The organism is Acrocarpospora macrocephala (genome assembly GCF_009687865.1).
Taxonomy (GTDB): Bacteria; Actinomycetota; Actinomycetes; order Streptosporangiales; family Streptosporangiaceae; genus Acrocarpospora; species Acrocarpospora macrocephala.
The window spans coordinates 161,745-185,594 of the sequence record NZ_BLAE01000014.1; the positions used below are offsets into that span (position 1 = coordinate 161,745).

The window sequence follows — 23,850 nt, forward strand, 5'->3', positions numbered from 1 at the left end:
GTAGAGGAAGAGCGGAGGTCCCAGGGGCGCACCGAGGGGGCATGTCGCTAGGCTCAACCCTGACAAACGTACGAGCGAGGCTCCGTGTTCCGGCGGGGCGGGTCAGGTAGGTAGCGGATATGGCAGAAACTGCGCACCAGGGCAGTCACGGGGGCAGCGCCAAATCGTGGCTCGCCGTCTCCGTCATCCTGATCGGGTTCACCGTCGGCGGGGTGGCGCTGACCGGGCTCGGCGGGAACTCGGGCCCCAACTGGCTGTTCGTCTGGGTCGGCGTGGGCATCTGCGCGGTCGGCGGTCTGCTGGCGCTGATCTTCGACATCTTCTCCGACGTCATCGTGGACGCGCCCCGGGCGCTGGCGGCGCAGGAACACCACTCGCCGCACGAGGCCCGACTGGAGCAGGCTGAGCTTGAGCGTAAGGCCCTCGAGGCCAACTGATCCCTATAAATCCGGATTTGTCGGGTGAGCCGAAACCGGTGTAGCCGTTTTGTCGGTGGCGGGTTCTACCATCGGGCCTGTGACGGAATCGACGGTGCACAAGGCAGGGCCTGAGACAGTTCCCAGCATGGTGCCCGAGACGGCGCCCGACGCGGGGCATTCGTCCGGGTCTGAGCCGGTCCATCGGGCAGGGCCCACGACAGTTCCCGCGACGGGACATCCGACCGGGCTCGAGACGGTGCACGATCTGACGGCCGACGAGGCCCGGCGGCTCATCCTTCGCGCCCAGGGTTTCCTGGGCGCGGAAGGCCGCCGCGGCGGCGCCCCCGCGATGTTGCGCCGCCTCGGCGCGGTCCAGCTGGACACGATCTCGGTGCTGGCCCGCTCCCACGAACTGGTCGCCTACGCCCGCCTCGGCGCGATCGGCCGCGACACGGTCGAACGCGCCTACTGGAGCGGCGACGCCTTCGAATACTGGTGCCACGCCGCCTGCGTCCTCCCCCTCGAACACTGGCCGCTGTACGGCTTTCGCCGCCGCGCCTACCGCGATCGCGGCGTGCGCTGGCACGAGGTGCCCGCCACCATCGACAAGGTCCTCGACAGGGTCCGCGCCGAGGGCCCGGTGACCACCACCGACATCGGCGGCGCCAAGAACGGCGGCCCCTGGTGGGACTGGTCCGACTCGAAGATCTCCATCGAGTTCCTGCTCGACATCGGCGAGGTCGTCTGCGTCAAACGCGTCGGCTGGCGCCGCGTCTATGACCTGGCCGAACGTGTCGTCCCCGCGCACCTGCGCGAGACCGAACTCACCGACGCCGAAGCCGTGACCCGCCTGACCCGCGTCGCGGGCGAGTCCCTGGCCGTCGCCACCCGCGCCGACCTCGTCGACTACACCCGGGTCAAGGGCGAACACGCCGCCCACCTCGACCAGGCCCTCCAGAGCGGCGCCTCCGGCCTGGTCCCCGTCCACGTCTCCGGCTGGCCTCCCGCCCGCACCCGCGGCACCCCCGTGACCATGACCGGCCTCCCCGCCGCCCGCAGCCGCACCCCCAACGCCTGGGCCGACCCCGCCGCCCTCGCCGCGGGAGACCCCCGGGGCCGCCACCGCACGACCCCGCTCTCCCCCTTCGACTCCCTCATCTGGGACCGCGCCCGCACCGAACGCGTCTTCGGCATGACCCACCGCCTGGAGGCCTACGTCCCCAAACCCAAACGCATCCACGGCTACTTCGCGATGCCGATCCTCTCCGCCGGCAAACTCATCGCCCGCGTCGACCCCGCCCGCGAAGGCGACACCCTCATCGCCCGCCAGGTCACCCTGGAACCCGGCACCAAATCCCTGGACGCCGTCCACGCGGCCCTAACCGAAGCAGCCACCTGGGTCAACTGCACTCAAATCCGCATCGATCGGGTGACCTGAACCGGTTATCGCCCCTGCGCGAACAGCGAATCCACGATCGGGCCGATCCCCCGAGTCGAATCAAGCGCCTGCTGCCGTTCAGCGTCGGTCATCCTCGGACCCGGCTCAGCGTCGGTCATCCTCGGACGCGGCGGGAGTTCCACCAGCAGTCCGAGACGACGCGCCCGCGCACGAAGCTCCGCGACGCGCGCGGCGGGCGTCAGGTGATCTCCAGGAGGCGTTCGCGGACTGCGTAGACGACGGCTTCCATGCGGGAGTGGAGTTGGAGTTTCTCCAGGATGTTGCGGACGTGGTTCTTGACGGTGTTCTCGGAGATGAACAGGTCCTTGGCGATTTCGCGGTTGTTCATGCCCTTGGCGACCAGGCGGAGGACTTCCATCTCGCGTTCGGTGAGGCGGGGGACCGGGAGCTGCGGGGGGCGTTCGGCTTCCTTGCGGCTGATGCTGGCGAACTCGGTGATGAGCTTGGTCGCCATGGCGGGGTTGATGAAGGACTGGCCGCCGTGCACGCCGCGGACCGCGTCGGGGACCTCGTCGATCTGCACGTCCTTGAGCAGGTAGCCGGTGGCGCCAGCCTTGAACGCCTCGAAGAGGTCCTCCTCCTCGTCGCTGGCGGTGAGCATGATGATCCGGGCGGACGGCATGCTCTCCTTGATGCCCCGGGCGGCCTGGATGCCGTCCTTGCGGGGCATGCGCACGTCCATCAGGATCACGTCGGGCAGCAGGCGTTCGGCGAGTTCGGCCGCCTCCTGGCCGTCGCTCGCCTCCCCGACGACCTCGATGTCATCCTCCGCGGCCAGCGCCAGCTCCAGGCTGCGCCGGATCAACGCGTGATCGTCGACTATCAGGACACGGATCGGTTCGTTACGACCAGCAGAGCGGGCCACCTCGTCCCGCTCGCCGCGCTCACTCACAGCTCCTCCTCGTGGGGGGCCAAGGTCGCTGGATCGCCATCATGGCACGGCTTCCAGCCCTGGCGAGGATCTTCATTATCGATCTTCGTCGGTACCGCTGAGCGCCCGGCGCCCCGCACCATCAACGATGATGTGGGGCGCCGAGTTCCTGCATGAAGGGTAGGCGGGATCGGGGTCAGCTTTCGACGAGCCGCAGCACGCCGTAGTCGTAACCACGGCGCCGGTAGACGACGCTGGGCTGCCCGCCCTCCTTGTCGCGGAACAGGAAGAAGTCATGGCCGACCAACTCCATCTCCAGGAGCGCCTGGTCGATGGTGATCGGGTCGGCCTGGTGGAACTTCTCCCGGACGACAAGCGGGCCGTCGCCGTCCTGTTCGATCGGGATGATCGGCTCGGTATAGCCGTTGCGCTTCTGCGGTGGGACGTACTCGTACTGGGGCTCTGGCTCGGGTACACGAATCCGCGTCGAGTCGGATTCCTGGTTGACGTCGGCCAGCGCCGCGGTGAGCTCGGCCACCGAGGGCGGGCAGTTCTTTCCGTGATGGATCTTGCGCCGGTCGCTGATCCGGCGCAGCCGTGACTCGAGCTTGCCGAGAGCGATGTCGAGGGCGGAGAACCGGTCGTCCGCGGCCGCCTCGGCCCGGATCGCCGGGCCCTTGCAGTGGATGGTGAGTTCCACTCGCTCTCGCTGATCCGCCATCCGCGGATTCCGCTCCTTGGACACTTCCACGTCCACGCGGATGAGTTTGTTGTCCAGACGCTCGATTCTGGCCAGCTTGGTCGTCACATGATCACGGAAACGGTCACTCACTCCGGTGTGCCGTCCCTTGACGATGATGTCCACGCAAAAGCCCCCCTTCGCCTCTCGACTGACATGAAGGAGCACCCGTCCGGCCGACCTGGTCTTCGTCCCCACATCCGCCTGCTGAGGGGTTCGCGGCTCTGTGCCACTACTGCCCTTCTCTCCTGGCGGGGGCCATCTGGACCCCCGGGAAGGCAGGACTTACCTCTAAGCCGCACCGTGATCGGTCGACCAAGAGTCGCCTTACGTGGACCGTTTTGCCTGCGGCTGGCATCGGCTAGCCAGACCGAAACCCGGGTCACCCCCACGGTTGTGGGGAGGATGAGAATCGGTCCAGTGCAACCACGGACCCGAACGGGTGCCATGTCCTGAACGCTAGTCGCTACGGGGCCGAATGTCAGCCGTGCACTCGCGTGGAAGATCACGGTCGGTGATTTTCCCCGGTGGCGGGCGGGGTCAGGCGCTGCCGAGTCCGTGGGGGTCGCCTCCTCTATGTGAACGCCTGTCGATCAGGCTGACCTGGGGGGCTGCCGTGGTCACACCATGGAGGTGTGACCATCGGGCCGGACCGTTATTTAACTGTTTCTTTACCTAGGGTCACGGACCAAATTTTGATCATCCCGGGCGTGTCGCGTTGCGGTCACCCGCTTCCTCGTGGCTGCGACCGTCACCGCGATGGGCACCCGCACCCCCGCCGCGCGCAATGCCGCCGCGGCGGCCGCCAGCGTCGCCCCCGTCGTCACCACATCATCGACCAGCACGGCCGTCGGGCACCCAGACGGCCGTACCCGACCTGATGAGACCACGTACCCACCGGCGAGGTTCGCGGCCCGCTCGGGCGCGCTCAGCCCCGCCTGATCGGCCACCCGCCGCCGCTGCCGCAGCACCGGCGCGAGCGTGACCGGCCACCCGGACCCCCGCAGATCCCGTACGGCCACCGCCGCCATCCCCCGCACCGGATCATGCCCCCGGCGGCGGGTCACGGCCGGGGAACTCGGCACGGGCACCAACTCCAGCGCACGGCGCGACTCACCCAGCGCGGCGGCGACGCTCGCCGCCAGACAGCCACCTAACTGTGGCCCTAGCGCTACCCTCCCGCGCTCCTTGAAAGCGAGCAGCAACCGCCGCACCGCCCCCGCATACTCCGCCGCGGCCCAGCACTCCGGCAGCCCGGGCGGCGGATTCTCGGGGGGCCGAGGCGACGGCACGCCGCGCAGCAGCGCCGTACAGACCGGGCAGACCAGGAAGCCCGCGCGGCCGCATCCGGCGCAGCGCGGCGGCAGGATCAGGTCGAGCACCCGCCCACCCTCCCGGACGGCACCGACAGAACCTCAGCCCAGCGGATACAGCACGTAGGTCACGCCCGACTTGACGGGGGCGTTCCACTTCGTGCCGTCCCAGCGGCGGAGCGCGCCGTTCTCGTCGGCCGCGAGGATGGTGCCCGGCGCGGCCGTGATCGAGTTGATCCGGTTGTCCACCGTGGGCGTGTCCGGGGCGTCGCCGCCGGAGATCGAGTAGACGAGCAGCGACTGCTGCTTGGCCTTCTCGGTGAGGACCAGCACCGTGCCGTCGTCCTGCCAGGCGATGTCGAGGATGGTCCGGCCCTCCTCCGGCGGGATCAGCGTCTCCAGGCCGCCGACCCGGTAGTCGCCCATCCGGACGATGATCCCGATGTCCACCTGCTCGCCGGCGCCGTGGTCGGAGATGACCGCGGCCCTGACCCCGTCCCTGGCCACCCGGAACGCCTTCACGTTCGCGGTTTCCAGACCGGGCGCGGTGACCGGGATGGCCTGCCCGTTCACGCCCCGCCAGACCCTGGAGCCCAGGGCATCCTCCGGGCCGACCTTCTCGACCGACCAGACCTCGCCGTATCGATCCCAGGACGGCGGGGTCAACTTGCCCTCGCCGCTGATCCAGCGCTGCCACTGGCTGCCCTCGGCCAGGTCGGCCACCCAGATCCCGGGTTCCGGGCGCAGCGCGGCCACCCGGCCGTAGGGGAGCTCGGCCATGGCCGGATGGTGGAAGGCCTGGTTGGGCTCCCCGGCCGCGCCGAGCACCGGCGCCGGCGGCTCGTTGTTCTTGGTCTCCTTGACCAGCGTGCCGTCCAGCACGTAGTAGCCGGGCGGCTCCTTGGCCAGCACGGACGGATCGAACTCGCCGAAGTCGCCGCGCTGGAAGCGCACCGCGCCGCCGGGGAACGGCTCCCCGTTGACCGTCACAACGATCGGCATCTGCGGGGCGACCGCGGTGAACGTCCAGGCCAGCTGGGCCTTCACCGCGCGCAGGCGTTCGGGGGCGGAAGCCAGCTCGCCCAGCTGCGCGCTGAAGTCCATCACCACCGCGTTGTCCTCGACCCGGATGTCGCGCAGTTCGGTGCCGGGCGGGAAGGTGTTCCGCACGCCGTCGGAGAGCGGCTTGCTCGGCCCGAGCAGCAGCCGCTCGATCAGCGACTCGGGGAAGCCCCGGACCGGGTCGATGGGCAGCCGCACCCGATCGGAGACCAGGCCCTGGCCGGCGAGGTCGGGGTAGTAGAGGGTGACCGTGCGGTAGGCCCGGGAAAGGTCATCGGGCCGGAGCAGCAGCGCCGCGGGAGCCGCCGAGATCCGCCACTGCCCGTCCAGCTTCACCAGCGAGATCGGGTCCCAGGCGTTGTTCTCGGTGTCGGCGGGCGAGGCCAGATAGCGCCCCTCCGGGTCGATGGTGGCGATCTGCTTGCCCGTGATCGGCACCGCGTATTCCTTGGCGTCCGGGTCGGGCACCTCGGCCGGGGTGAACTTGCAGTCGCAGATGATCGTGTTGGCCTTCGCCGGATTCCATTTCGCCCGCGCCTCCGGGGTAAGGTACGTCCTGGCGATCGCCCGGCTGGTGTCGTCGAACCCGGCCATGGCCGCCTGGAAGCCCTGCACGATCTCCACCGGGGTGGCGTCGGGCTTGGGCTCGGTGGCGATGACCCGCACGTAGGGCTGGCTCAGCGGGTCGCTGCCGCCGTCCTCCTTCTCCACCGTGGTGGGATTGCCGCTGGACGGCACGATCGTGCACGCCGACAGCGCGCCCAGCGCGACAAGACCGGCCAGATAGCGTCTAGTCGACATCGAACACCCCCGACTCGCCCGCCGCGGCCGACAGCACGGGCGTGGCCTGCCCTCGCCAGGTGCGCCGCATCTCCACCTCGGGCGGCACCAGCGGCAGCGGCGAGCCTTTCAGCTCGCTGCCCGCGAGCCGGGGCAGCGACAGCCGGAACTGGGTGCCCTCCCCGGGCGAGCCCCACGCCTGCAGCCAGCCGCCGTGCAGGATCGCGTCCTCGCGGGAGATGGCGAGCCCGAGCCCGGTGCCGCCGATGGTCCTGGCCCGGGACGGGTCGGCCCGCCAGAACCGGTCGAAGACCATGTTCTCCTCGCCGTGCCGCAACCCCACGCCGTGGTCGCGGACGGCCACCGCCACCGCGTCCCGGTCGGCGCCGAGGGCGACCACGATGTCCTTGCCCTCGCCGTGCTCGATCGCGTTGAACAGCAGGTTGCGCAGGATGCGCTCGACCCGGCGGCTGTCGCACTCGGCCATGCACGGCTCGTTGGGCAGCCGCAGCTCGAACCGGGTGGCGTGCCGCTCGGCCAGCGCCTCGGAGTCGCCGACCGCGCGCAGCACCACGTCGCGCATGTCCACCGGCTCCAGGTCGAGGGTGGCCGCGCCGGCGTCGTAGCGGCTGATCTCCAGCAGGTCGGCCAGCATCGACTCGAAGCGTTCCAGCTGGGCCTGCATCAGCTCGGCCGAGCGGGCCGCCATCGGGTCGAAGTCCTCGCGGGCCTCGTACAGCAGGTCGGCGGCCATCCGTACGGTGGTCAGCGGGGTGCGCAGCTCGTGCGAGACGTCGGACACGAACTGGCGCTGCACCTGGGAGAGCTCCTCCAGCTGGTGGATCTTGAGGGCCAGGTTGCTGGCCATCTCGTTGAAGGAGGTGGCCAGCCGGGCCAGGTCGTCCTCGCCGCGGACTTTGAGGCGTTCCTCCAGGCGGCCGGAGGCCAGGCGTTCGGCGGCCTGGCGGGCCAGCCGTACGGGGGTGACGACCTGGCGGGTGACCAGCGATGCGATCGCGGCGAGCAGCAGGACCAGGCCGGCGCCCACGATGATCAGCAGCTGGAGCACCGAGGAGAGCGTCTCCTCCTCTTCCTGCAGCGGGAACAGGTGGTAGATCTCGTACGTGCCGTCCGGGCTGAACACCAGCGAGCCGACCACGAAGCCGATCTGGTTGGGCTCGGCGTGGTCCAGGTAGCGCAGCGTGGCGGGCTGCCGCCAGGAGAGCGTGGTGGAGCCGCTCTTCTGCAGGTCGCGGCGGAGCCGTTCGGGCACGCTGGCCACGTCGATGTTGCCGGTGGCGCGGTCCTGCCCGACCCGGCTCTTGTTCAGGATGATCACGTCGTACCGGGAGCCGGCGCGTTCGGCCAGGGCCCGGGCGGCGAGCTCGACCGGGGTGCTGACGGCGGTGTCCTGGTCGCCGCCCTTGGGCGGCACGTCGTTCTGCGAGACGGTGAAGTATCCGGCCACGCTGGACACGTTGGCCTTGGCCTCCGCGGTCGCCGCCCGGGTCCGGCCGGCGATCATCGCGTCGGTGATCGACTGGAACAGGAACACGCCCAGCACGGCCACCACGACCATCGAGACGACCAGCGTGCTGGTCACCACCCGCAGCTGGAGCGAGCGCCGGTAGGCGCCGCGCAGCCGCCCGGCCAGCCGCCGGGCGCGCCGCCGCACCCCGCGCGCGATCTGCCGTAAGGTGCGCCGCGGCCGCTTGCCACGCGCTTTCAGGGCGGAACCCGAGGGTTTCCGCCCTGACGCCGACGCCGAGGGGGGAGGCATGGCGGTTCGGCTACGCGGGGCCGGCCTTGTATCCCACGCCCCGGACCGTCACCACGATCTCCGGATGCTCGGGATCCTTCTCGATCTTCGCCCGCAGCCGCTGCACGTGCACGTTGACCAGGCGGGTGTCGGCCGCGTGCCGGTAACCCCAGACCTGTTCGAGCAGGACCTCCCGGGTGAATACCTGCCGCGGCTTGCGCGCCAGCGCGACCAGCAGGTCGAACTCCAGCGGGGTCAGGTTGATGGTCTCTTCGAACCGCTTCACCGAGTGCCCGGCGACGTCGATGGTGATGTCGCCGATCTGCAGGATCTCCGGCGTCGGCTCGTCGGTACGGCGCAGCCGCGCCCGCACCCGCGCCACCAGCTCCTTCGGCTTGAACGGCTTGACGATGTAGTCGTCGGCGCCGGATTCCAGGCCGAGCACCACGTCGATGGTGTCGCTCTTGGCGGTGAGCATGACGATGGGCACGCCCGACTCGGCCCTGATCCGGCGGCAGACGTCGATGCCGTCGGCGCCGGGCAGCATCAGGTCGAGCAGGACCAGATCCGGGCGGGTGTCGCGGAAGGCGTCGAGCGCCTTGTCGCCGTCGGACACGAACGACGGCTCAAACCCTTCTCCGCGCAACACGATGCCGAGCATCTCGGCGAGAGCGGCGTCGTCGTCGACGACCAGCACGCGTCCTTTCATGGCCCCTCATTCGTTCTTAGCGCAGGTTTGGGAGGTATTGGGTGGGGTTTCGGGTTTCTGGGAAGGTTACCCGCGACCACCCCATGGGTGATACACGACCATGACAAAGGATGGAGTTTAGGGGCTTGTGGTGGAACGCGCGATGATCTGACCCGATTCTGACCTGTATAAGGCCAGCGTCGCGGGAACTCCATAGTGCGGTCACGTTCCAAGTCTGCGCTTCGTCAGCGCGTTTCTGCCATCCCAGGTTCATGGTTTCCCCAGACGGAGGACTCCGGGTAGCCGTACATCATGCCAGGATTGGGACATGACAGACGGTCCCCCTGAGAACCCGCCGCCCGGGTGGGCAGCTCAGCAGCCCCCCGCGTACGGCGCGCCCGGCCCGGGTTCCTGGGCGGCCCCCGGTCAGCAGCCTCCGTTCCCGCCTCCGCCGCCGGGGTACGGTCCGCACCAGCAGATGCCGTACAACCCTTATGGCGCGCCGCCCGCGCCGAAGCCGGGAATCATCCCGCTGCGCCCGCTGACCCTGGGCGACATGTACAACGGCGCGGTGGCGGCCATTCGCGCCAACCCGAAGGCGACGCTCGGGCTCGCCGCGGTCGTGGTGACGGTGACCCAGCTGGTGGCGTTCGCGATCCAGGCGGCCACCGCCGAGGCGACGCTCAACCTGCTCACTATCAACGAGAGCACCGTGACGGACGACCCGGACGCGATCCTGGGGTCGCTGGCCGGGCTGCTCGGCGGGGCGGTGCTCACCCTGATCGTGTCCGTGATCTCCATGGTGGTGCTGACCGGGATCCTGACCAGCGTGGTCGGGCGGTCGGTGTTCGGCGAGTCGATCTCCATCGGCCAGGCCTGGCGGCAGACGGCGGGGCGGGTGCTGCCGCTGCTGGGGCTCGGCCTGCTGCAGACTCTCATGGTGTTCGGCATCATCGTGGTCCCGTTCCTGCTGATCGGCGTAATGGCCGGCACCTTCCTGGGGGCAGGGGCGGTGGTGTTGTTCTTCCTGCTCCTCGTCGGCGGCGTCATCGGCGCGGTGTTCCTCTACACCAAGATGAGCCTGGCCGGGGCGGCCATCGTGCTGGAGCGGATCGGCGTGTTCGCCGCCATCGGCCGGTCGTTCCGGCTGGTCCGGGGCGACTTCTGGCGGGTGTTCGGCATCCTGCTGCTGACCGCGATCGTCGCCGGCCTCGTCCAGGGCGCGATCGGCGCGCCGTTCCAGATCGCCGGAACCATAATCGGAGGGGACGCGGAGACCCTTCAGGAGGTGACCTCCGGCTTCTACCTGTCGATGGCGCTGGCCACCGTCGGGGCCATCATCGGCGGTGTGCTCGCCAGCCCGTTCTCGGCCGCCGTCAACACCCTGCTCTACGCCGACCGCCGGATGCGGGCGGAGGCGTTCGACCTGGTCCTGCAGACCGAGGCGCTGGAACGGCAGCGCGGCGGCATGCCCACCGGGCCGCAGGACCTCTGGCATCCGTCGTACGGCTCCGGTTACCGTCCGCCGGGCCCCTGGCAGCCGTGACCGGCTGGGACGTCCCGGTCGATCTCGGCCGGGAGGCCGCCAGGGAGGCGGCGATCCGCGAACTGGCCGACCCGGCCTACCCGAAGGAGTCCTGGACGGACCGGCTGCTCGGCTGGGCCGCGGAGTGGATCGACAACCTGCTCAGGGCGGCCGGACAGGTGCCGGGCGGCTGGCTCGCGCTGGTCGTGCTGGCCCTGATCGTGGTCGGCCTGGCCGTCCTGCTGCTGCGCACCGCGACCCGGGCGACCAGGGCGGCGTCCGGCGCGGCCGTGCTCTACGACGAGCGGATCAGGTCGGCCGCCGAGCACCGGGCCGCCGCCGACCAGCACGCGCAGCGGCAGGAGTGGGCCGCCGCCGTCCGGGAGCGGCTCCGCGCCATCGCCCGCGACCTGGAGGAACGCACGATCGTGGCACCGCAGCCCGGGCGCACCGCCGACGAGTTCGCCGCCGAGGCCGGGGCCGCGCTGCCCGAGTTCCAGGCCGACCTGGCCGCGGCCGCGCGCCACTTCGACGACGTCACCTACGGCGAGGCGCCCGGCACGCAAGGCGGATACGCCCTGCTGGCCGCGCTGGACGAGCGGCTGCAGCGGGCCCGGCCGATGCTGGTGGCCGGATGAGCGTCCCCACCACGCCGCGGATCCGGGATCGGTGGCGGACCTGGCGCGGCGTGCTCGGCACGCTGCTGCTCATCACGGCCTTCGCCGTGCTGATGGTGGGCGTGTCCACGCCACGCCCCGGCGGTTACCTGGACGCGGAGGGCACCGGGCCCGGCGGGACGCGCGCGCTCGCCGAGATCCTGGCCGATCAGGGCGTCCGGGTCGAGCAGGTGCGCACCCTGGCGGAGGCCAGGAGCATCGCGACGCCGGACTCGCTGGTGGTGCTGGCCCGCCCCGAATACCTGATGGACGACGACCTGCTGGACCGGATCGACGAGCTGCCCGGCGACCGGCTGCTCATCGCGCCGTTCGCCACGGTCCTCGACGAGCTGGCCCCCGGCGTCACCGAAGGATCGTACGAGGAGATACACAGCCGGGAACCCGGCTGCGGAATGCGCGAGGCCGTCCAGGCCGGAAACGCCCGCATGGGCGGCTCCTACTACCAGGTGACCGGCCCGGACGCCCGCTGCTACGGCGGCACCCTGATCCGGTTCCGGCCGAACGGCAGGACCACCACGATCGTCGGCTCCGGCGAGTTCCTCACCAACGGCAGGCTGATCGAGGACGGCAACGCGGCCCTGGCCGTGAACCTGGTCGGCACCCGCACCCACGTCACCTGGTTCGCCCCCCGGATCCCGCTGGGCAACGAGCCGCCCGCGACCCTGGAGGAGCTGCTCCCCGAGCAGCTCACCTGGCTGGTCTGGACCCTGATCGTGGCGGTCGGGCTGATCGCGATCGCGCAGGGCCGCAGGCTCGGTCCGGTGGTGACAGAGAAGCTGCCGGTCATCGTGCGCGCCGCGGAGACCGCGGAGGGCCGGGGCCGCCTCTACCGGGCGCGCCGGGCCCGCGACCGGGCCGGGCACGCGCTCCGCGCCGCCACTCTGGACCGGATCGTGCCCCGGCTGGGACTCGCTCCGGGCAGCGCGGCGGACACGATCGTTTCGGCGATAGCCGTACGGATCGGGCAGGATGCCGGACAGATCCGGTCGATCCTCTACGGCCCGGCGCCCGCCGACGACGCGCAGCTGGTCGCGCTGGCCCGGCATCTGGACACCATCGAAAGGCAGGTAAGAGACTCGTGACGAGGCCTCCCGAAAAGACACCTGACGCCTCCCGGGAGGCGCTGGCCGCGCTCCGCGCGGAGGTCGCCAAGGCGGTGGTCGGCCAGGACGCCGTCGTCACCGGCCTGGTGATCGCGCTGCTCTGCCGGGGGCACGTGCTCCTGGAGGGCGTGCCCGGCGTGGCCAAGACCCTGCTGGTGCGTACGCTGGCCGCGGCCCTCTCCCTCGACTTCAAGCGGGTGCAGTTCACCCCCGACCTGATGCCGGGCGACATCACCGGATCGCTGGTCTACGACGCCAAGACGGCCGCGTTCGAGTTCCACGACGGCCCGGTCTTCACCCACCTGCTGCTGGCCGACGAGATCAACAGAACCCCGCCCAAGACGCAGGCGGCGCTGCTGGAGGCGATGGAGGAGCGCCAGGTGAGCGTGGAGGGCTCGGCCCGCATGCTGCCCGACCCGTTCATCGTGGCCGCCACCCAGAACCCGATCGAATACGAGGGCACCTACCAGCTGCCCGAGGCCCAGCTGGACCGGTTCCTGCTCAAGCTGACCGTACCGGTGCCGCCCCGGGATCAGGAGATCGCGGTGCTGGACCGGCACGCCCGCGGCTTCGACCCGCGCGACCTGACCGAGATCAAGCCGGTGGCCTCGGCCGCGGACCTGGAGGCCGGGCGGGTGGCGGTCAGCCAGGTGCACGTCTCCCCCGAGGTGCTCGGCTACATCGTGGACATCGCCAGGGCCACCCGGCAGTCGCCGTCGCTCCAGCTGGGCGTCTCGCCGCGTGGCGCGACCGCGCTGCTGGCCGCCGCGCGGGCCTGGGGCTGGCTGTCGGGCCGGACCTACGTGACGCCGGACGACGTGAAGGCGCTGGCCAGGCCCGCGCTCCGGCACCGGATCCAGCTGCGTCCTGAGGCGGAGCTGGAGGGCGCCACGCCGGACGGCCTGCTGGACGGCGTGCTCGCCGCCGTCCCCGTGCCCCGGTGAGCCCGGCGTGGCACTGACCGGCAGGGCTGGGCTGATCGCGCTCGCGGGCGCGGTCCTGGTGGTGCTCGCGCCCCAGCCGGGACTGGTCTTCGCGCTGCTGCTCGGGCTGCTGGCCGTGCTGATCGGCGTCGACCTGGCGCTGGCCGGGAGCGTGCGCGCGCTGCGCTTCCAGCGGCAGGGCGACAACGCGCTCCGGCTCGGCGACTCGGCCGAGGTCACCCTGCTGGTGGAGAACCCGGGCACCCGGCGGGTGCGCGGGCGGCTGCGGGACGCCTGGGCGCCGAGCGTGCGGGCGACCCCCCGGGAGCAGCCGGTGGACGTGCCGCCCGGCGAGCGGCGCAGGATCGTGTTCCGGCTGAGCCCGCTGCGGCGCGGCGACCACCAGGCGGTGGCGGTCACCGTGCGGGCGTTCGGCCCGCTCGGCATCGCCGCCCGGCAGGGCTCGCACCAGGTGCCGTGGTCGGTCCGGGTGCTGCCGCCGTTCCTGAGCCGCCGCCACCTGCCGTCCCGGCTGGCCAAGCTGCGCGAGCTGGACGGGCGGCACCCGGCGCTGGTCCGCGGCCAGGGCACCGAATTCGACTCGCTCCGGGAGTACGTGGCCGGCGACGACGTGCGCTCGATCGACTGGCGGGCCACCGCGCGCCGCCACGACGTGGTGGTGCGCACTTGGCGGCCCGAGCGGGACCGGCGGGTGCTGATCGTGCTGGACACCGGGCGCACCTCGGCGGGCCGGGTCGGCGTCGATCCGACCTCGGGCGACCCGACCGGGTGGCCCCGGCTGGACTGGTCCATGGACGCGGCGCTGCTGCTGGCCGCGCTGGCCGCCAAGGCCGGGGACCGGGTGGACTTCCTGGCCCACGACCGGGCGGTGCGGGCCTGGGTGTCCGGCGCGTCCCGGACCGAGACGCTGTCGGCGCTGGTGAACGCGATGGCGCCGCTGGAGGCGGAGCTGGTCGAGGCGGACGCGCCCGGCATGGTCGCGGCGGTGCTCACCCGGGCCCGGCGGCGCTGCCTGGTGGTGCTGCTCACCGACCTGAACGCGGCGGCGCTGGAGGAGGGGCTGCTGCCGGTGCTGCCGCAGCTGTCGGCGCGGCATCAGGTGCTGGTCGCGGCGGTGGCCGATCCCCGGGTGGCCGAGCTGACGGCCGGGCGGGACGGCGCGGAGCAGGTCTACGACGCCGCGGCGGCGGAGAAGCTGCGCGGCGAGCGGCGGCGCATCACCGCGCGGCTGCGCCGCCACGGCGTGGAGGTGGTGGACGCGCTGCCCGAGGACGCGGCGCCCGCGCTCGCCGACGCCTATCTGGCGTTGAAGGCGGCCGGGCGGTTGTAGGTCAGCTCGCGGGGGCGTAGTCGGGGGCATTGTCGATGTCGCCGGTCTCGCCCGCGCGTGCGGCGCGGCGGCCGTAGACGATCACGTAGCTCAGGAACGCGGCCTCGGCCAGCACGCCGATGCCGATCCTGGCCCAGGTGGGCAGCGGGGACGGGGTCACCAGCGCCTCGATCAGACCGGCCACCAGCAGCACCGCGAACAGGCCGACCACCAGGGTCATCACCGCGCGGCCCTGCTCGGCCAGGACCTGGCTGCGCGGGCGGGGCCCCGGCGAGACCACCGCCCAGCCGACCCGCATGCCGGCCGCGGCCGCCAGCAGCACGGCGGTCAGCTCCAGCAGGCCGTGCGGGGTGATCAGGCCGAAGAAGACGTCGCCGCGGCCCGCGTCGATCATCAGGCCGCCCGTGACGCCCACGTTGGCGGCGTTGGAGTACAGGATCTGCGGGATGGGCAGGCCCAGCACGGCGGCCGAGATGATGCACTGCGCGGCCACCCAGGCGTTGTTCAGCCAGACGTGGGTGGCGAACGAGCCGGCCGGGTTCTCGCTGTAGTAGTTCGCGAAGTCGTGCTCGACCAGCTGCTTGATCTCCTCCGGGGTGCCCACGGCGGCGCGCACCTCCGGATTGCCGGCCACCCAGGCCGCGAACAGCATCGCGACCGCGGTGAACACCACCGCCGTCGCCAGCCACCACCGCCACGTCCGGTACGTCACGACGGGGAACGACACCGTCCAGAACTTCACGAACTCCCGCCACGCGGGCGCGTGCGCGCCGGTCACCACCGCGCGGGCCCGGGCCACCAGCGCCGACAGCCGCCCGATCAGCATCGGGTCCCGGGACGCCGACCGCACGATGGACAGGTGGGTGGCGACCCGCTGGTAGAGCTCGACCAGTTCGTCGATCTCCGCGCCGTCCAGCTCGCGCCGCCGCTGCACCAGCCGCTCCAGCCGGTTCCAGGTGGGCTGGTGCGCGGTTACGAATGCGTCGATGTCCACAATGTGGAGCCTAGTAGGGTTCGGGATGTGTCCGAAGTTGTGACCGGCGATGCCGTCGTCGTCGACGTTCAGATCGCCCAGCTGCCGATCCGGGCCGGGGCGCGTCTCATCGACGCGGCCATCCAGGCTGTGCTGCTGGTGGGGGCCGCCGTCCTGCTCGGCTTCCTCTGGGGCGACACCGGGTTCGACGACTCGATCATGAACGCGGTCGTCATCCTGTTCCTGGTGCTGCTGCTGGTCGGCTACCCGCTGATCTTCGAGTCGCTGACGCTGGGGCGCACGCCGGGGAAGATGGCCCTGGGCTTGCGGGTGGTGTCCGACGACGGCGGGCCGCAGCGGTTCCGGCAGGGGTTGTTCCGGGCGCTGTCCGGCACGGTGGAGATCTTCGCGTTCGGCGCCGCGCCCGCGGTGATCTGCTCGTTGCTGAACCCCCGGGGGAAGCGGCTCGGCGACCTCTTCGCCGGGACCATCGTGATCGCCGAACGCGGGCCGCGCCGGGACGGGCCCGCGCCGGAGATGCCGCCGCCGCTGGCCGGGTGGGCGGCCACGCTGGAGCTGTCGCAGCTGACCGAGGAGGCGGCGGCGATGGCGCGGCAGTATCTGGCGCGGTGGCACCAGCTCACCGCGTTCGCGCAATATGAGATGGGGATGCGCATCGCGGCCCAGGTCGCGGCCGTGGTCTCGCCGCCGCCTCCGCCGGGCGTGCCGCCGCACGCGTACCTGGCCGCCGTCCTGGCCGAGCGCCGCCGCCGCGAGTCGGTACGGCTCGAGCAGGCCAGACAGGCGGTCACCCCGATGCCTCCCCCGATGTACCAGACGCCATATCCGACGCCGTTCACCGAGCCTGCCCAGGCCCCTTACCCGCCTTATCCGGCCCACCAGGGCTACCCCGGTTATCCGGGCTATCAGCCCCCGCCCCCCGGAATGCCCCCATCGGGACCGCCCGTTCCGCTGCGGCCACCAGACGAGGTCACGCCCGGGCCGACCCCGGGGGGATTCGCGCCGCCCGTCTGAGAACGGGATGTTTAGCCCCATATCGCGGGGTAGCTGTGACGATCGCAGGCAACGGGGCACGCCTGCAGTGGGGTTGGGCGGGTACAGCTGGCGCGAGAGGGAGAGACACGCCGGCCGTACCCGCCCGTTTCACGCCGCGCCCAGGTGACTGGCCGAAAATGAGCGAGGCGCGAGTCCTTGACTCGTGTCGTACCCGCGGATCCCGCGCGCGGAACGACCCCCGCCCTTCCGGGCGAGGGCCGTCCCCATGGCTGATCTACCAGTGCCCGTGGCCGTGGCCGCCGCGCTCCTTGTAGGTGTCCTGCGTCTGGACGTTGAAGATGTCGAACTTCACGTCCTTCGCACCCTTGGTACGACGGTCGTTGATCTTCAGAACGTCGAATCCGCGAGTGAACTCGGACCCGTAGATGTAACCGTTGTAGTAGTAGGCCGACCAGTAACCGTCGCCCAGGTTGGCGCCGGGACCGCGCTCGAAGTAGCCGATCTCGTGCGGGTTGCTCGAGTCGCTGAAGTCCCAGATCGAGATGCCGCCCTGGTACCAGGCCTGGACCATGATGTCGCGTCCGTCGACCGGGATGAGCGAGCCGTTGTGAGCCACGCAGTTCTCGGTGTCCGCCTGGTAGCGCGAGATCTTGAAGTAGCTCTTGAAGGTCATCTTGTTGTCCCGGGAGACATCGAAGATGGCGTCCGCCCCACGGTTCGGCCCGATGGCCTCATTGCAGGTCGCGGCGCCGCCGCCGCCGAGCTCGTCGGTGAAGATGACCTTGTCGCCCCGGTTGTTGAACGTCGCCGAGTGCCAGAACGCGAAGTTCTCGTCATCGCGTACGACGTCCAGGACGCGCGGGGCTTCGGGGTTGCGGATGTCCATCAGGATGCCCTCACCCATGCACGCACCCGCCGCGAGGCCCTTGTCCGGGAACGCGGTGATGTCGTGACAGCCGGTGGTCGCCGAGGTCCGCTCCGGGTACGGCAGGGTCTCGCCGGGGTTACCGCCGTCGGGGAACAGGTTGGGCGTGGCGACGACGCTCGCGTTCTGCGGGTCACGCAGCGGGACCTTGATGATCGAGATCAGGTCATGCGGCGGCTGGCAGTCCGGGAACGACGCCGACGGGCTGTAGGAGGAGATGTACAGGTAGACGTTCTTCCGGTCCTTGCCCGGAACGAGCGTGTGGGTGTGCGAACCGCAGTTGGTCTCGATCGACTTGACGTAGCGCGGGTTGGCCTTGTCGCTGATGTCGAAGACCCGGATGCCCTCCCACGACTCCTTGATCGCGGCCGACTGGGCCACGCTGGTGCAGGAGTCGTCGCTGCGGGAGGAGTCGACGGAGCCGAACAGGAGGTTGCCGTAGACGGAGACGTCCATCTGCGACCCGGGACACAGCACCGAACTGACCAGCTTCGGCTTCTTCGGGTGCTTGATGTCGTAGATGGTAAATCCGCCATAGTTACCGACGTACGCGTAGTCGCCCTGGAAGGCGATGTCGGAGTTGATCGTGGTGAGCAGGGAGTCGGGTCGCGGCAGGTTGGCGACGTGTTCGACGTTATCGCTCATGGCGATAGCGCCTGGGGGCAAGATGTCAGCGGCCTGGGCCGGTGTCGTGGAGAGCACTAACGCTCCAGCGGCACCGAGCACGGCGAGCAGACGCCCCGCCCTGCGGAGGGGGGACATTGAGGGAACCTCCGGGTAAAAGGATGCCAAACACCCCTGATCGTTTCTTTACCGGAGCTGTCAGGCAAGCCGTCAGGATGTCACAAATAACTGACGATCTGTCGCCTTTACTGTCACAACCCCCGGGCCATAGGTTCCAGGGAATACGCGAGAGGGGGACGAGTGCGCACAACTCTCCTCGTCATGACCAGACACAATCGCTCCGCGACCATAGCCGTAAGGACCGAAATGCGCAGAGCTCCCCTCGTCATCACGACCGCTGTACCCCCCGTGCGCATGGCCAGAGCTCTACTGATCACCTTGGCGGCCGCCCTGCTCACCGCCTGCTCGGCTCCGGCCGACCCGCCCAACGTCATCACCGACGCCCCGGTCATCGTCCCCGGCAAACCCGGCGAGGTCGCCGCCACCCTCACCCCCGGCCAGACCTTCGCCCCCGTCCCCTCCCCCACGATCAACGCCACCGACGTCCGCTACGTCCAAGACATGATCGTCCACCACCGCCAGGCCCTGGAGATGGCCGCGCTGGCCCCCGACCGCGCCCAGTCCCCCCGCCTGAAGTCCCTGGCCGACCGCATCTACGACGCCCAGGGCCCCGAAATCCAGACCATGACCACCTGGCTCGAAGAAGAGGGCCTCCGCGAACCCGACCACCACGCCGACCACTCCACGATGCCCGGCATGGCCACCCCCGCCCAGCTCACCGACCTCCGCAACGCCAAGGGCGAACCCTTCGACACCCTCTTCGTCACCCTGATGATCGCCCACCACAAGGGCGCCATCACCATGGCCGAAACCCAATTGATCAACGGCTCCCACGACCGCGTCCTCACCTGGGCCCAGGACGTCGTCGCCGAACAAAGCGCCGAAATCACCCGCCTCCAACGCCTACTCGGCTAGCCGCACCGCCCACGCCGAGTCCCATCTCGCGTCGAGTACGACCTGACCAGCCTGCGCCTATACCTCGGCTATACCAGCATTTCCGATGCTCATCGTCGGCATGACCGGGATGACCCGGTCGCGCGGACGAAAGGTCGAGTAATGCACATGTTGGTACGCAGGACCGCAAGGGTCCTCCTAGGGCTCAGCCTTATCCTCGGAGGCGCCGGGACGTTGTCGAGCCCGGCGAACGCCGCTCCCGGTCCCAATCTTCAGACGGGCGCCGCGATAGGCGTCAACGCCGACGGCCGCCTGGAGGCGTTCGCGGTCAGCACTGGGGCGATGTGGCACATCGCGCAGCTGCCGACAGGCGGTTGGGGCATCTGGGACCTCATCCGTGACGCGCCCTCCGGCGTGGCTTTCGAGGCGCATCGCCCGGCGGTCGCCCGGAACAAGGGGGGATGGCTGGAAGTCTTCGCCGTAGGCAGCAATGGGGTGATGTACCACTCCTACCAGGCGAGTGGAAGGGTCGGCGGCTGGAGCCCCTGGTACAGCATGGGCGCCCCCAGCGGGCACAGCTTCGGTTTCGCGCGGGTCACGGTCGGCACCAACCGGGATGGCCGGCTGGAGGTCTTCGCCCTCGGCTCCAACCTTGAGCTGTGGCATGCCTGGCAGCTCACGGCCGGCGGCGCCTGGAGCGGCTGGGCGAGCCTGGGCGGACAGTTCCCAAGAGAAACCCTTCCGGCCGTGGGCATGAACGCGGACGGGCGGCTGGAGGTGTTCGTCATCGGCGGAGACGGCCGGCTCTGGCACCTCTGGCAGCTCTCGGCCGGCGGCGGCTGGAGTGGCTGGCTCAACGAGGGTGGGAGCCTCCGGGGAGGGGCGAACACCGGTCCCGCCGTCGGCACCAACCAAGACGGACGGCTGGAGGTGTTCGCGACCGACACCAACGGGCAGGTCGTACACAAGTGGCAGGGGTTCTCGGGCGGCTGGAGCGGCTGGGCCGGCGGCCTGGGCGGTGGCTCGTTCCCCGTCGTCGAGCAGAACCTCGGCGGCCGGTTGGAGGTCTTCGCCAACGTCGGCTCCCACATCTCCCATGCCTGGCAGGTCGCCCCCAACAGCGGCTGGCACGGCTTCGACAGGATCGGCGCTCAGGTCAATCCGTACAACTCGCCGAGCGCCGGCCGCAACGCCGACGGCCGGTTGGAGGTCTTCGCCCATGTGGGCCTGACCCCCAGCCGCGCCGGCATCGTCCATTCCTGGCAGCTGACGCCGGGCGGCGCGTGGTCGGGCTGGATCCCCCTCGAGGGCGCCTGAGGTAACCCGGTGAGGGCGTTCACATCCGTCGTCGCCGACCCGACGGTGAACGCCCTCACTCTGCTTTGTGCCCGCGCCGCTGTCGCAATGCTCGTCACACGGAGATGACCGATGACGGGACGCGCGGGATGGCGGAGTTTGGGTCGGCGCCGCCGAATGCCAGCCCGATCACGAAACCCGCGACCTCCTCCAGCTGGCGGGCACGAGCCAGCGACCCCAGCACGGCCGGCACCCCGCCGACATCGCGCACGAGCTCGCTGACGACGTCCAGCGCCGCCGGATCGTCGCCGCAGATCGCCACCGTCACGGCTGCGCCTGGAGATCTTGTCCACTGCTCGGCGGCGAAGAGGTGGAACGCCTTGACGACATGGGCTCCTGGAGACAGCCTGGCGATCCGCTCCGCCATCGCCTCCCCGGGGCCGGTGACCAGCACACCGACCCCATGCTCGACGGCATTCGTGGGATCGATCAACGGCGTCCCCGCCAGCAGGCCCTCGCCCGCGCCCGCGCTTCGCAGCATGTCCTCGACGCCTTCCCACAACACGGCGAGCAGCACCGCATCGCGCCCGGTGACCGCCGCACGGGGCGGGACAGCACGCACCCCTCCCCCCAGCCGCTCAGCGAGCTCCTGCGCCTTGGCCTGCGACCGCCCGGCGACCACCAGCTCATGCCCCGCCCGTACCCAGCCCGCACCCAGTCCCGCCGCCAGCGTTCCCGTGCCCAGGATCCCGATTCGCATGGTCTTCCCCTCTCTCGCGACAATCGCCTGACCGCTACGGTAGAGAAGGCATTACGCACCAATCGGTGCATGTCACCCGCGCGATAATGGCCGACAAGATGAGTGATCACTGCTACGAACTGGTCGCCGACTGCCGCCTCCGCGCGGCCACCGACCTCTTCGCCCACACCTGGGACCCCGTTGTCCTCGCGACTCTTAGCCTGGGCCCACGCCGCCGCCGCGAGCTACGCGCCGCGATCGGCGGCATCAGCGACAAGGTCCTCACCGAGGCCCTGCACCGCCTCCTCGCCAACGGCCTGATCAACCGCCACGCCCACGCCGAGGCCCCACCTCGCGTCGAGTACGCCCTGACCAGCTTGGGCCAAAGCCTGGTCGACGGCCCGATGCGGGCACTCGCGGTCTGGACGACCGAACACGGCGACGAACTCCTCGACGCCCAGGAAAGCGCGGCACGAACGAGATCCACTCACGGCTGACCATCTGGATCAGCCGGATCGGCGGCGTGACGCTCGGCACCTGACGACGACTAGCTGAAATAGCGCAGCCAGACGTACACCCAGGCCATCAGCGTGCTCAGGACGGTCACCAGGATGCCGTACTTGGTGAATTGCCAGAAGCTGATGCGGTGGCCGGCTCGGGCGGCGATCCCGAGGGCGACGACGTTGGCGCTCGCCGCGACCGCGGTGCCGTTGCCGCCGAAGTCGGCGCCGAGGGCGAAGGCCCACCACAGGGCCTGGCCGGTCTGCGGGTCGGGGGTTTGCGCGACCATTCCCTCGACGATGGGCGCCATCGTCGCGACGTACGGAATGTTGTCGAAGAAGGCGCCCAGCACGCTGGAACCGAACAGCAGGCTCGTGGCCGCGACGAAGTAGTTGTCGCCGAGCGCGTCGATGGCCCAGGTGCCGATCGTGGCGATGACGCCGGTGTGCACCAGCGCCGCGACCATCACGAACAGGCCCATGAAGAAGACCAGGGTGGGCCATTCGACCTCGCTCAGGACATCCGAGGTGTCGACGCGGGACACCAGCAGCATCACCCCGGCGCCCACCAGGGCGACGATCGAGGGTTCCAGGTGCAGGACGGCGTGCAGCCCGAATCCGACGACGACACCGCCGAGCACGATCAGGCATCGCGCCAGCAGGCGCGGGTCGGTGATGGCCCGGCGTTCCTGCAGCGCCATCACCGACGCCACATGCTCGGGGTTGTACTGGAACGAGTTGCGGAACAGCACCCGGGTGAACAGGACGAACACCACGAACACGACGACCACGATGGGCGCCATGTGGATGAGGAAGTCGTTGAACGTCAACCCGGCCCGGCTGCCGATGATGATGTTGGGCGGATCGCCGATGAGCGTCGCCGCGCCACCGATGTTGGAGGCCAGAACCTCAGCGATCAGGTACGGCTGAGCCGGGATGCGCAGCCGATTGCAGACCACCACCGTGACCGGCGCGACAAGCATGATCGTGGTGACATTGTCGAGAATGGGCGAAGCGATCGCCGTGATCCCCATCAACATGACCATCAGCCGGTACGGCCTGCCCTTGGACTTCTTGGCCGCCCAGATGGCGAGATAGTCGAACACCCCCGTCTGCTTGATGATCCCCACGATGATCATCATGCCGAACAGCAGAAAGATGACGTTCCAGTCGATGCCCTCGTGCTCGGAGAAGAACACCTCCTTCCCCGGGATCAGCCCCAGCACGGCCATCGCGCCCGCGGCGATGAGGGCCGTCTTGACCTTGTCCGCCTTCTCGGTGGCGATGAAGAAGAACGCCACGCAGAAGATCCCGAGAGCGATGACGGCACTCATCGGCCACGCCCCGGCGGTCCGGCCCGTCCGGTGCCCGAGAGCGGCGGCCTGGGCGTGCGGGAAATGGGCATGCGGGAGCGGTACACGGAAATCTCCTCCGGTCGAGGGCATACGGTCGCGTCAATGGCCGAGGAGAACTCAAAGGCCGAGGAGAGCGGGAAGGGGGAGCCGGTCAGTCTTCGAGGCCGGACAACGCCAGATTGGTGAGCAGCAGCTCCAGGGTGATCGCCCCGGCCAGCGCGCCGTCCCGGTCGACCACCGCCACCAGCGGGCTGTGCAGCCGCGCCATGAGGGCGGCCACCTCAAGCAGGTTCGCGTCCGCGGGCACGATCACCGGCCGGGCCGGCTGGCGCGGCAGGCAGTCACCCACCGTCAGCTCGGCCAGCTCCCGCCAGAACTCGTCGGCATGAGCCTCGTCGATCGTCCGGGCCAGCCCGGGATCCTCCTGGTACGGCACGGGAACCGCCAGGCGCAGCACCTGGGTCCCCGGCAGCACGGCCCGGGGCCTGGCCTTGTCATCCACGACGATCAGCCCCGGCAACCGGCCCAGCGCCATCACCCGGATGGCTTTCACGACCGAGTCGCCGACGGTCACCGTCGGGAGGCTCACAGCGATATCGCGTGCTTGCATGGCATCATCCAGTGCGGTCGCGGCGTCGTCGCCGGGCAGGGTCGTACAGGTCATATCCACGTCGAGGACGCCTCCGTTCCTGAAGCGATGGTGAATCAGGGCCCCGATCCGTCTTCAGTCTTCGCGAA

At 70.2% G+C, this 23,850-nt stretch carries 22 protein-coding genes; 11 read left to right on the forward strand and 11 right to left on the reverse strand.

Annotation, left to right across the window (positions count from 1 at the left end):
- Window positions 1-119: 119 nt before the first annotated feature.
- Entirely contained in the window at window positions 120-437 is a 318-nt protein-coding gene (locus Amac_RS14240) for a hypothetical protein (protein ID WP_155354837.1), read from the forward strand.
- A gap of 79 nt (window positions 438-516) precedes the next feature.
- Window positions 517-1,857 (forward strand): winged helix-turn-helix domain-containing protein, encoded by a 1,341-nt coding sequence (locus Amac_RS14245; protein WP_246268332.1) that lies wholly within the window; start codon window positions 517-519, stop codon window positions 1,855-1,857.
- A 199-nt stretch (window positions 1,858-2,056) separates the two neighbouring features.
- Here Amac_RS14245 and Amac_RS14250 read toward each other — a convergent pair whose 3' ends face one another.
- The 6 genes from Amac_RS14250 to mtrA all read right to left on the reverse strand — a co-directional run bounded on the left by Amac_RS14250 (window position 2,057) and on the right by mtrA (window position 9,111).
- A complete protein-coding gene (locus Amac_RS14250; protein ID WP_155354838.1) occupies window positions 2,057-2,770 on the reverse strand; it encodes a response regulator in 714 nt (237 codons plus the stop codon).
- Window positions 2,771-2,945: 175 nt separating this feature from the next.
- Window positions 2,946-3,614: a ribosome hibernation-promoting factor, HPF/YfiA family gene (gene hpf / locus Amac_RS14255; protein WP_155354839.1), complete on the reverse strand. Its 669-nt coding sequence runs from the start codon at window positions 3,612-3,614 to the stop codon at window positions 2,946-2,948.
- Window positions 3,615-4,159: 545 nt separating this feature from the next.
- Window positions 4,160-4,870: a ComF family protein gene (locus Amac_RS14260; protein ID WP_155354840.1), complete on the reverse strand. Its 711-nt coding sequence runs from the start codon at window positions 4,868-4,870 to the stop codon at window positions 4,160-4,162.
- Window positions 4,871-4,903: 33 nt separating this feature from the next.
- On the reverse strand, window positions 4,904-6,664 hold the full coding sequence (locus Amac_RS14265) for an LpqB family beta-propeller domain-containing protein (RefSeq protein ID WP_155354841.1): 1,761 nt from the start codon (window positions 6,662-6,664) through the stop codon (window positions 4,904-4,906).
- Window positions 6,654-8,423 carry an MtrAB system histidine kinase MtrB gene (gene mtrB / locus Amac_RS14270; protein ID WP_155354842.1) on the reverse strand — a complete coding sequence of 590 codons (1,770 nt, stop codon included), beginning with the start codon at window positions 8,421-8,423 and terminating at the stop codon, window positions 6,654-6,656. Before mtrB ends, Amac_RS14265 begins: the two co-directional genes overlap by 11 nt.
- 10 nt (window positions 8,424-8,433) lie before the next feature.
- Entirely contained in the window at window positions 8,434-9,111 is a 678-nt protein-coding gene (mtrA, locus tag Amac_RS14275; RefSeq protein ID WP_061299380.1) for an MtrAB system response regulator MtrA, read from the reverse strand.
- A gap of 307 nt (window positions 9,112-9,418) precedes the next feature.
- On the opposite strand from mtrA, the gene Amac_RS14280 reads away from it, so the two are divergent.
- From Amac_RS14280 to Amac_RS14300, 5 genes are read left to right on the forward strand one after another with little or no spacing between them, the layout of a single operon-like run.
- A complete protein-coding gene (locus tag Amac_RS14280) occupies window positions 9,419-10,636 on the forward strand; it encodes a DUF7847 domain-containing protein (protein ID WP_155354843.1) in 1,218 nt (405 codons plus the stop codon).
- A complete protein-coding gene (locus Amac_RS14285; protein ID WP_155354844.1) occupies window positions 10,633-11,253 on the forward strand; it encodes a DUF4129 domain-containing protein in 621 nt (206 codons plus the stop codon). Before Amac_RS14280 ends, Amac_RS14285 begins: the two co-directional genes overlap by 4 nt.
- Window positions 11,250-12,374 carry a DUF4350 domain-containing protein gene (locus Amac_RS14290; protein WP_155354845.1) on the forward strand — a complete coding sequence of 375 codons (1,125 nt, stop codon included), beginning with the start codon at window positions 11,250-11,252 and terminating at the stop codon, window positions 12,372-12,374. Before Amac_RS14285 ends, Amac_RS14290 begins: the two co-directional genes overlap by 4 nt.
- The gene (locus Amac_RS14295; RefSeq protein ID WP_155354846.1) at window positions 12,371-13,339 is read left to right on the forward strand and encodes an AAA family ATPase; all 969 of its coding nucleotides are present in this window, start codon (window positions 12,371-12,373) and stop codon (window positions 13,337-13,339) included. Before Amac_RS14290 ends, Amac_RS14295 begins: the two co-directional genes overlap by 4 nt.
- A 7-nt stretch (window positions 13,340-13,346) precedes the next feature.
- Window positions 13,347-14,669 (forward strand): DUF58 domain-containing protein, encoded by a 1,323-nt coding sequence (locus Amac_RS14300; protein ID WP_155354847.1) that lies wholly within the window; start codon window positions 13,347-13,349, stop codon window positions 14,667-14,669.
- A gap of 1 nt (window position 14,670) precedes the next feature.
- Here Amac_RS14300 and Amac_RS14305 read toward each other — a convergent pair whose 3' ends face one another.
- A complete protein-coding gene (locus Amac_RS14305; protein ID WP_155354848.1) occupies window positions 14,671-15,663 on the reverse strand; it encodes a stage II sporulation protein M in 993 nt (330 codons plus the stop codon).
- A gap of 27 nt (window positions 15,664-15,690) precedes the next feature.
- Here Amac_RS14305 and Amac_RS14310 point away from each other — a divergent pair, with 27 nt between their 5' ends.
- On the forward strand, window positions 15,691-16,677 hold the full coding sequence (locus Amac_RS14310; RefSeq protein WP_246268333.1) for an RDD family protein: 987 nt from the start codon (window positions 15,691-15,693) through the stop codon (window positions 16,675-16,677).
- Between the two features lie 256 nt (window positions 16,678-16,933).
- On the opposite strand, the gene Amac_RS14315 is transcribed toward Amac_RS14310, so the two are convergent.
- Window positions 16,934-18,346, reverse strand: coding sequence for an LVIVD repeat-containing protein (locus Amac_RS14315; protein WP_155354849.1), 1,413 nt, complete (start codon window positions 18,344-18,346; stop codon window positions 16,934-16,936).
- Window positions 18,347-18,574: 228 nt separating this feature from the next.
- Here Amac_RS14315 and Amac_RS14320 point away from each other — a divergent pair, with 228 nt between their 5' ends.
- Window positions 18,575-19,243 carry a DUF305 domain-containing protein gene (locus Amac_RS14320; protein WP_246268334.1) on the forward strand — a complete coding sequence of 223 codons (669 nt, stop codon included), beginning with the start codon at window positions 18,575-18,577 and terminating at the stop codon, window positions 19,241-19,243.
- Between the two features lie 147 nt (window positions 19,244-19,390).
- Window positions 19,391-20,539, forward strand: a complete 1,149-nt coding sequence (locus Amac_RS14325) for a PLL family lectin (protein ID WP_155354850.1) — start codon at window positions 19,391-19,393, stop codon at window positions 20,537-20,539.
- 94 nt (window positions 20,540-20,633) lie between these two features.
- On the opposite strand, the gene Amac_RS14330 is transcribed toward Amac_RS14325, so the two are convergent.
- Window positions 20,634-21,278 (reverse strand): NADPH-dependent F420 reductase, encoded by a 645-nt coding sequence (locus Amac_RS14330; RefSeq protein ID WP_155354851.1) that lies wholly within the window; start codon window positions 21,276-21,278, stop codon window positions 20,634-20,636.
- 98 nt (window positions 21,279-21,376) lie between these two features.
- Between Amac_RS14330 and Amac_RS14335 the strand changes: the two genes are divergently transcribed.
- Window positions 21,377-21,754, forward strand: a complete 378-nt coding sequence (locus tag Amac_RS14335) for a winged helix-turn-helix transcriptional regulator (RefSeq protein WP_174900170.1) — start codon at window positions 21,377-21,379, stop codon at window positions 21,752-21,754.
- Between the two features lie 50 nt (window positions 21,755-21,804).
- On the opposite strand, the gene Amac_RS14340 is transcribed toward Amac_RS14335, so the two are convergent.
- Together Amac_RS14340 and Amac_RS14345 are read right to left on the reverse strand one after the other, a co-directional pair.
- The gene (locus tag Amac_RS14340; protein WP_155354853.1) at window positions 21,805-23,091 is read right to left on the reverse strand and encodes an ArsB/NhaD family transporter; all 1,287 of its coding nucleotides are present in this window, start codon (window positions 23,089-23,091) and stop codon (window positions 21,805-21,807) included.
- Window positions 23,092-23,263: 172 nt separating this feature from the next.
- Window positions 23,264-23,776 (reverse strand): CBS domain-containing protein, encoded by a 513-nt coding sequence (locus Amac_RS14345; protein WP_246268346.1) that lies wholly within the window; start codon window positions 23,774-23,776, stop codon window positions 23,264-23,266.
- Between the last annotated feature and the right edge of the window lie 74 nt (window positions 23,777-23,850).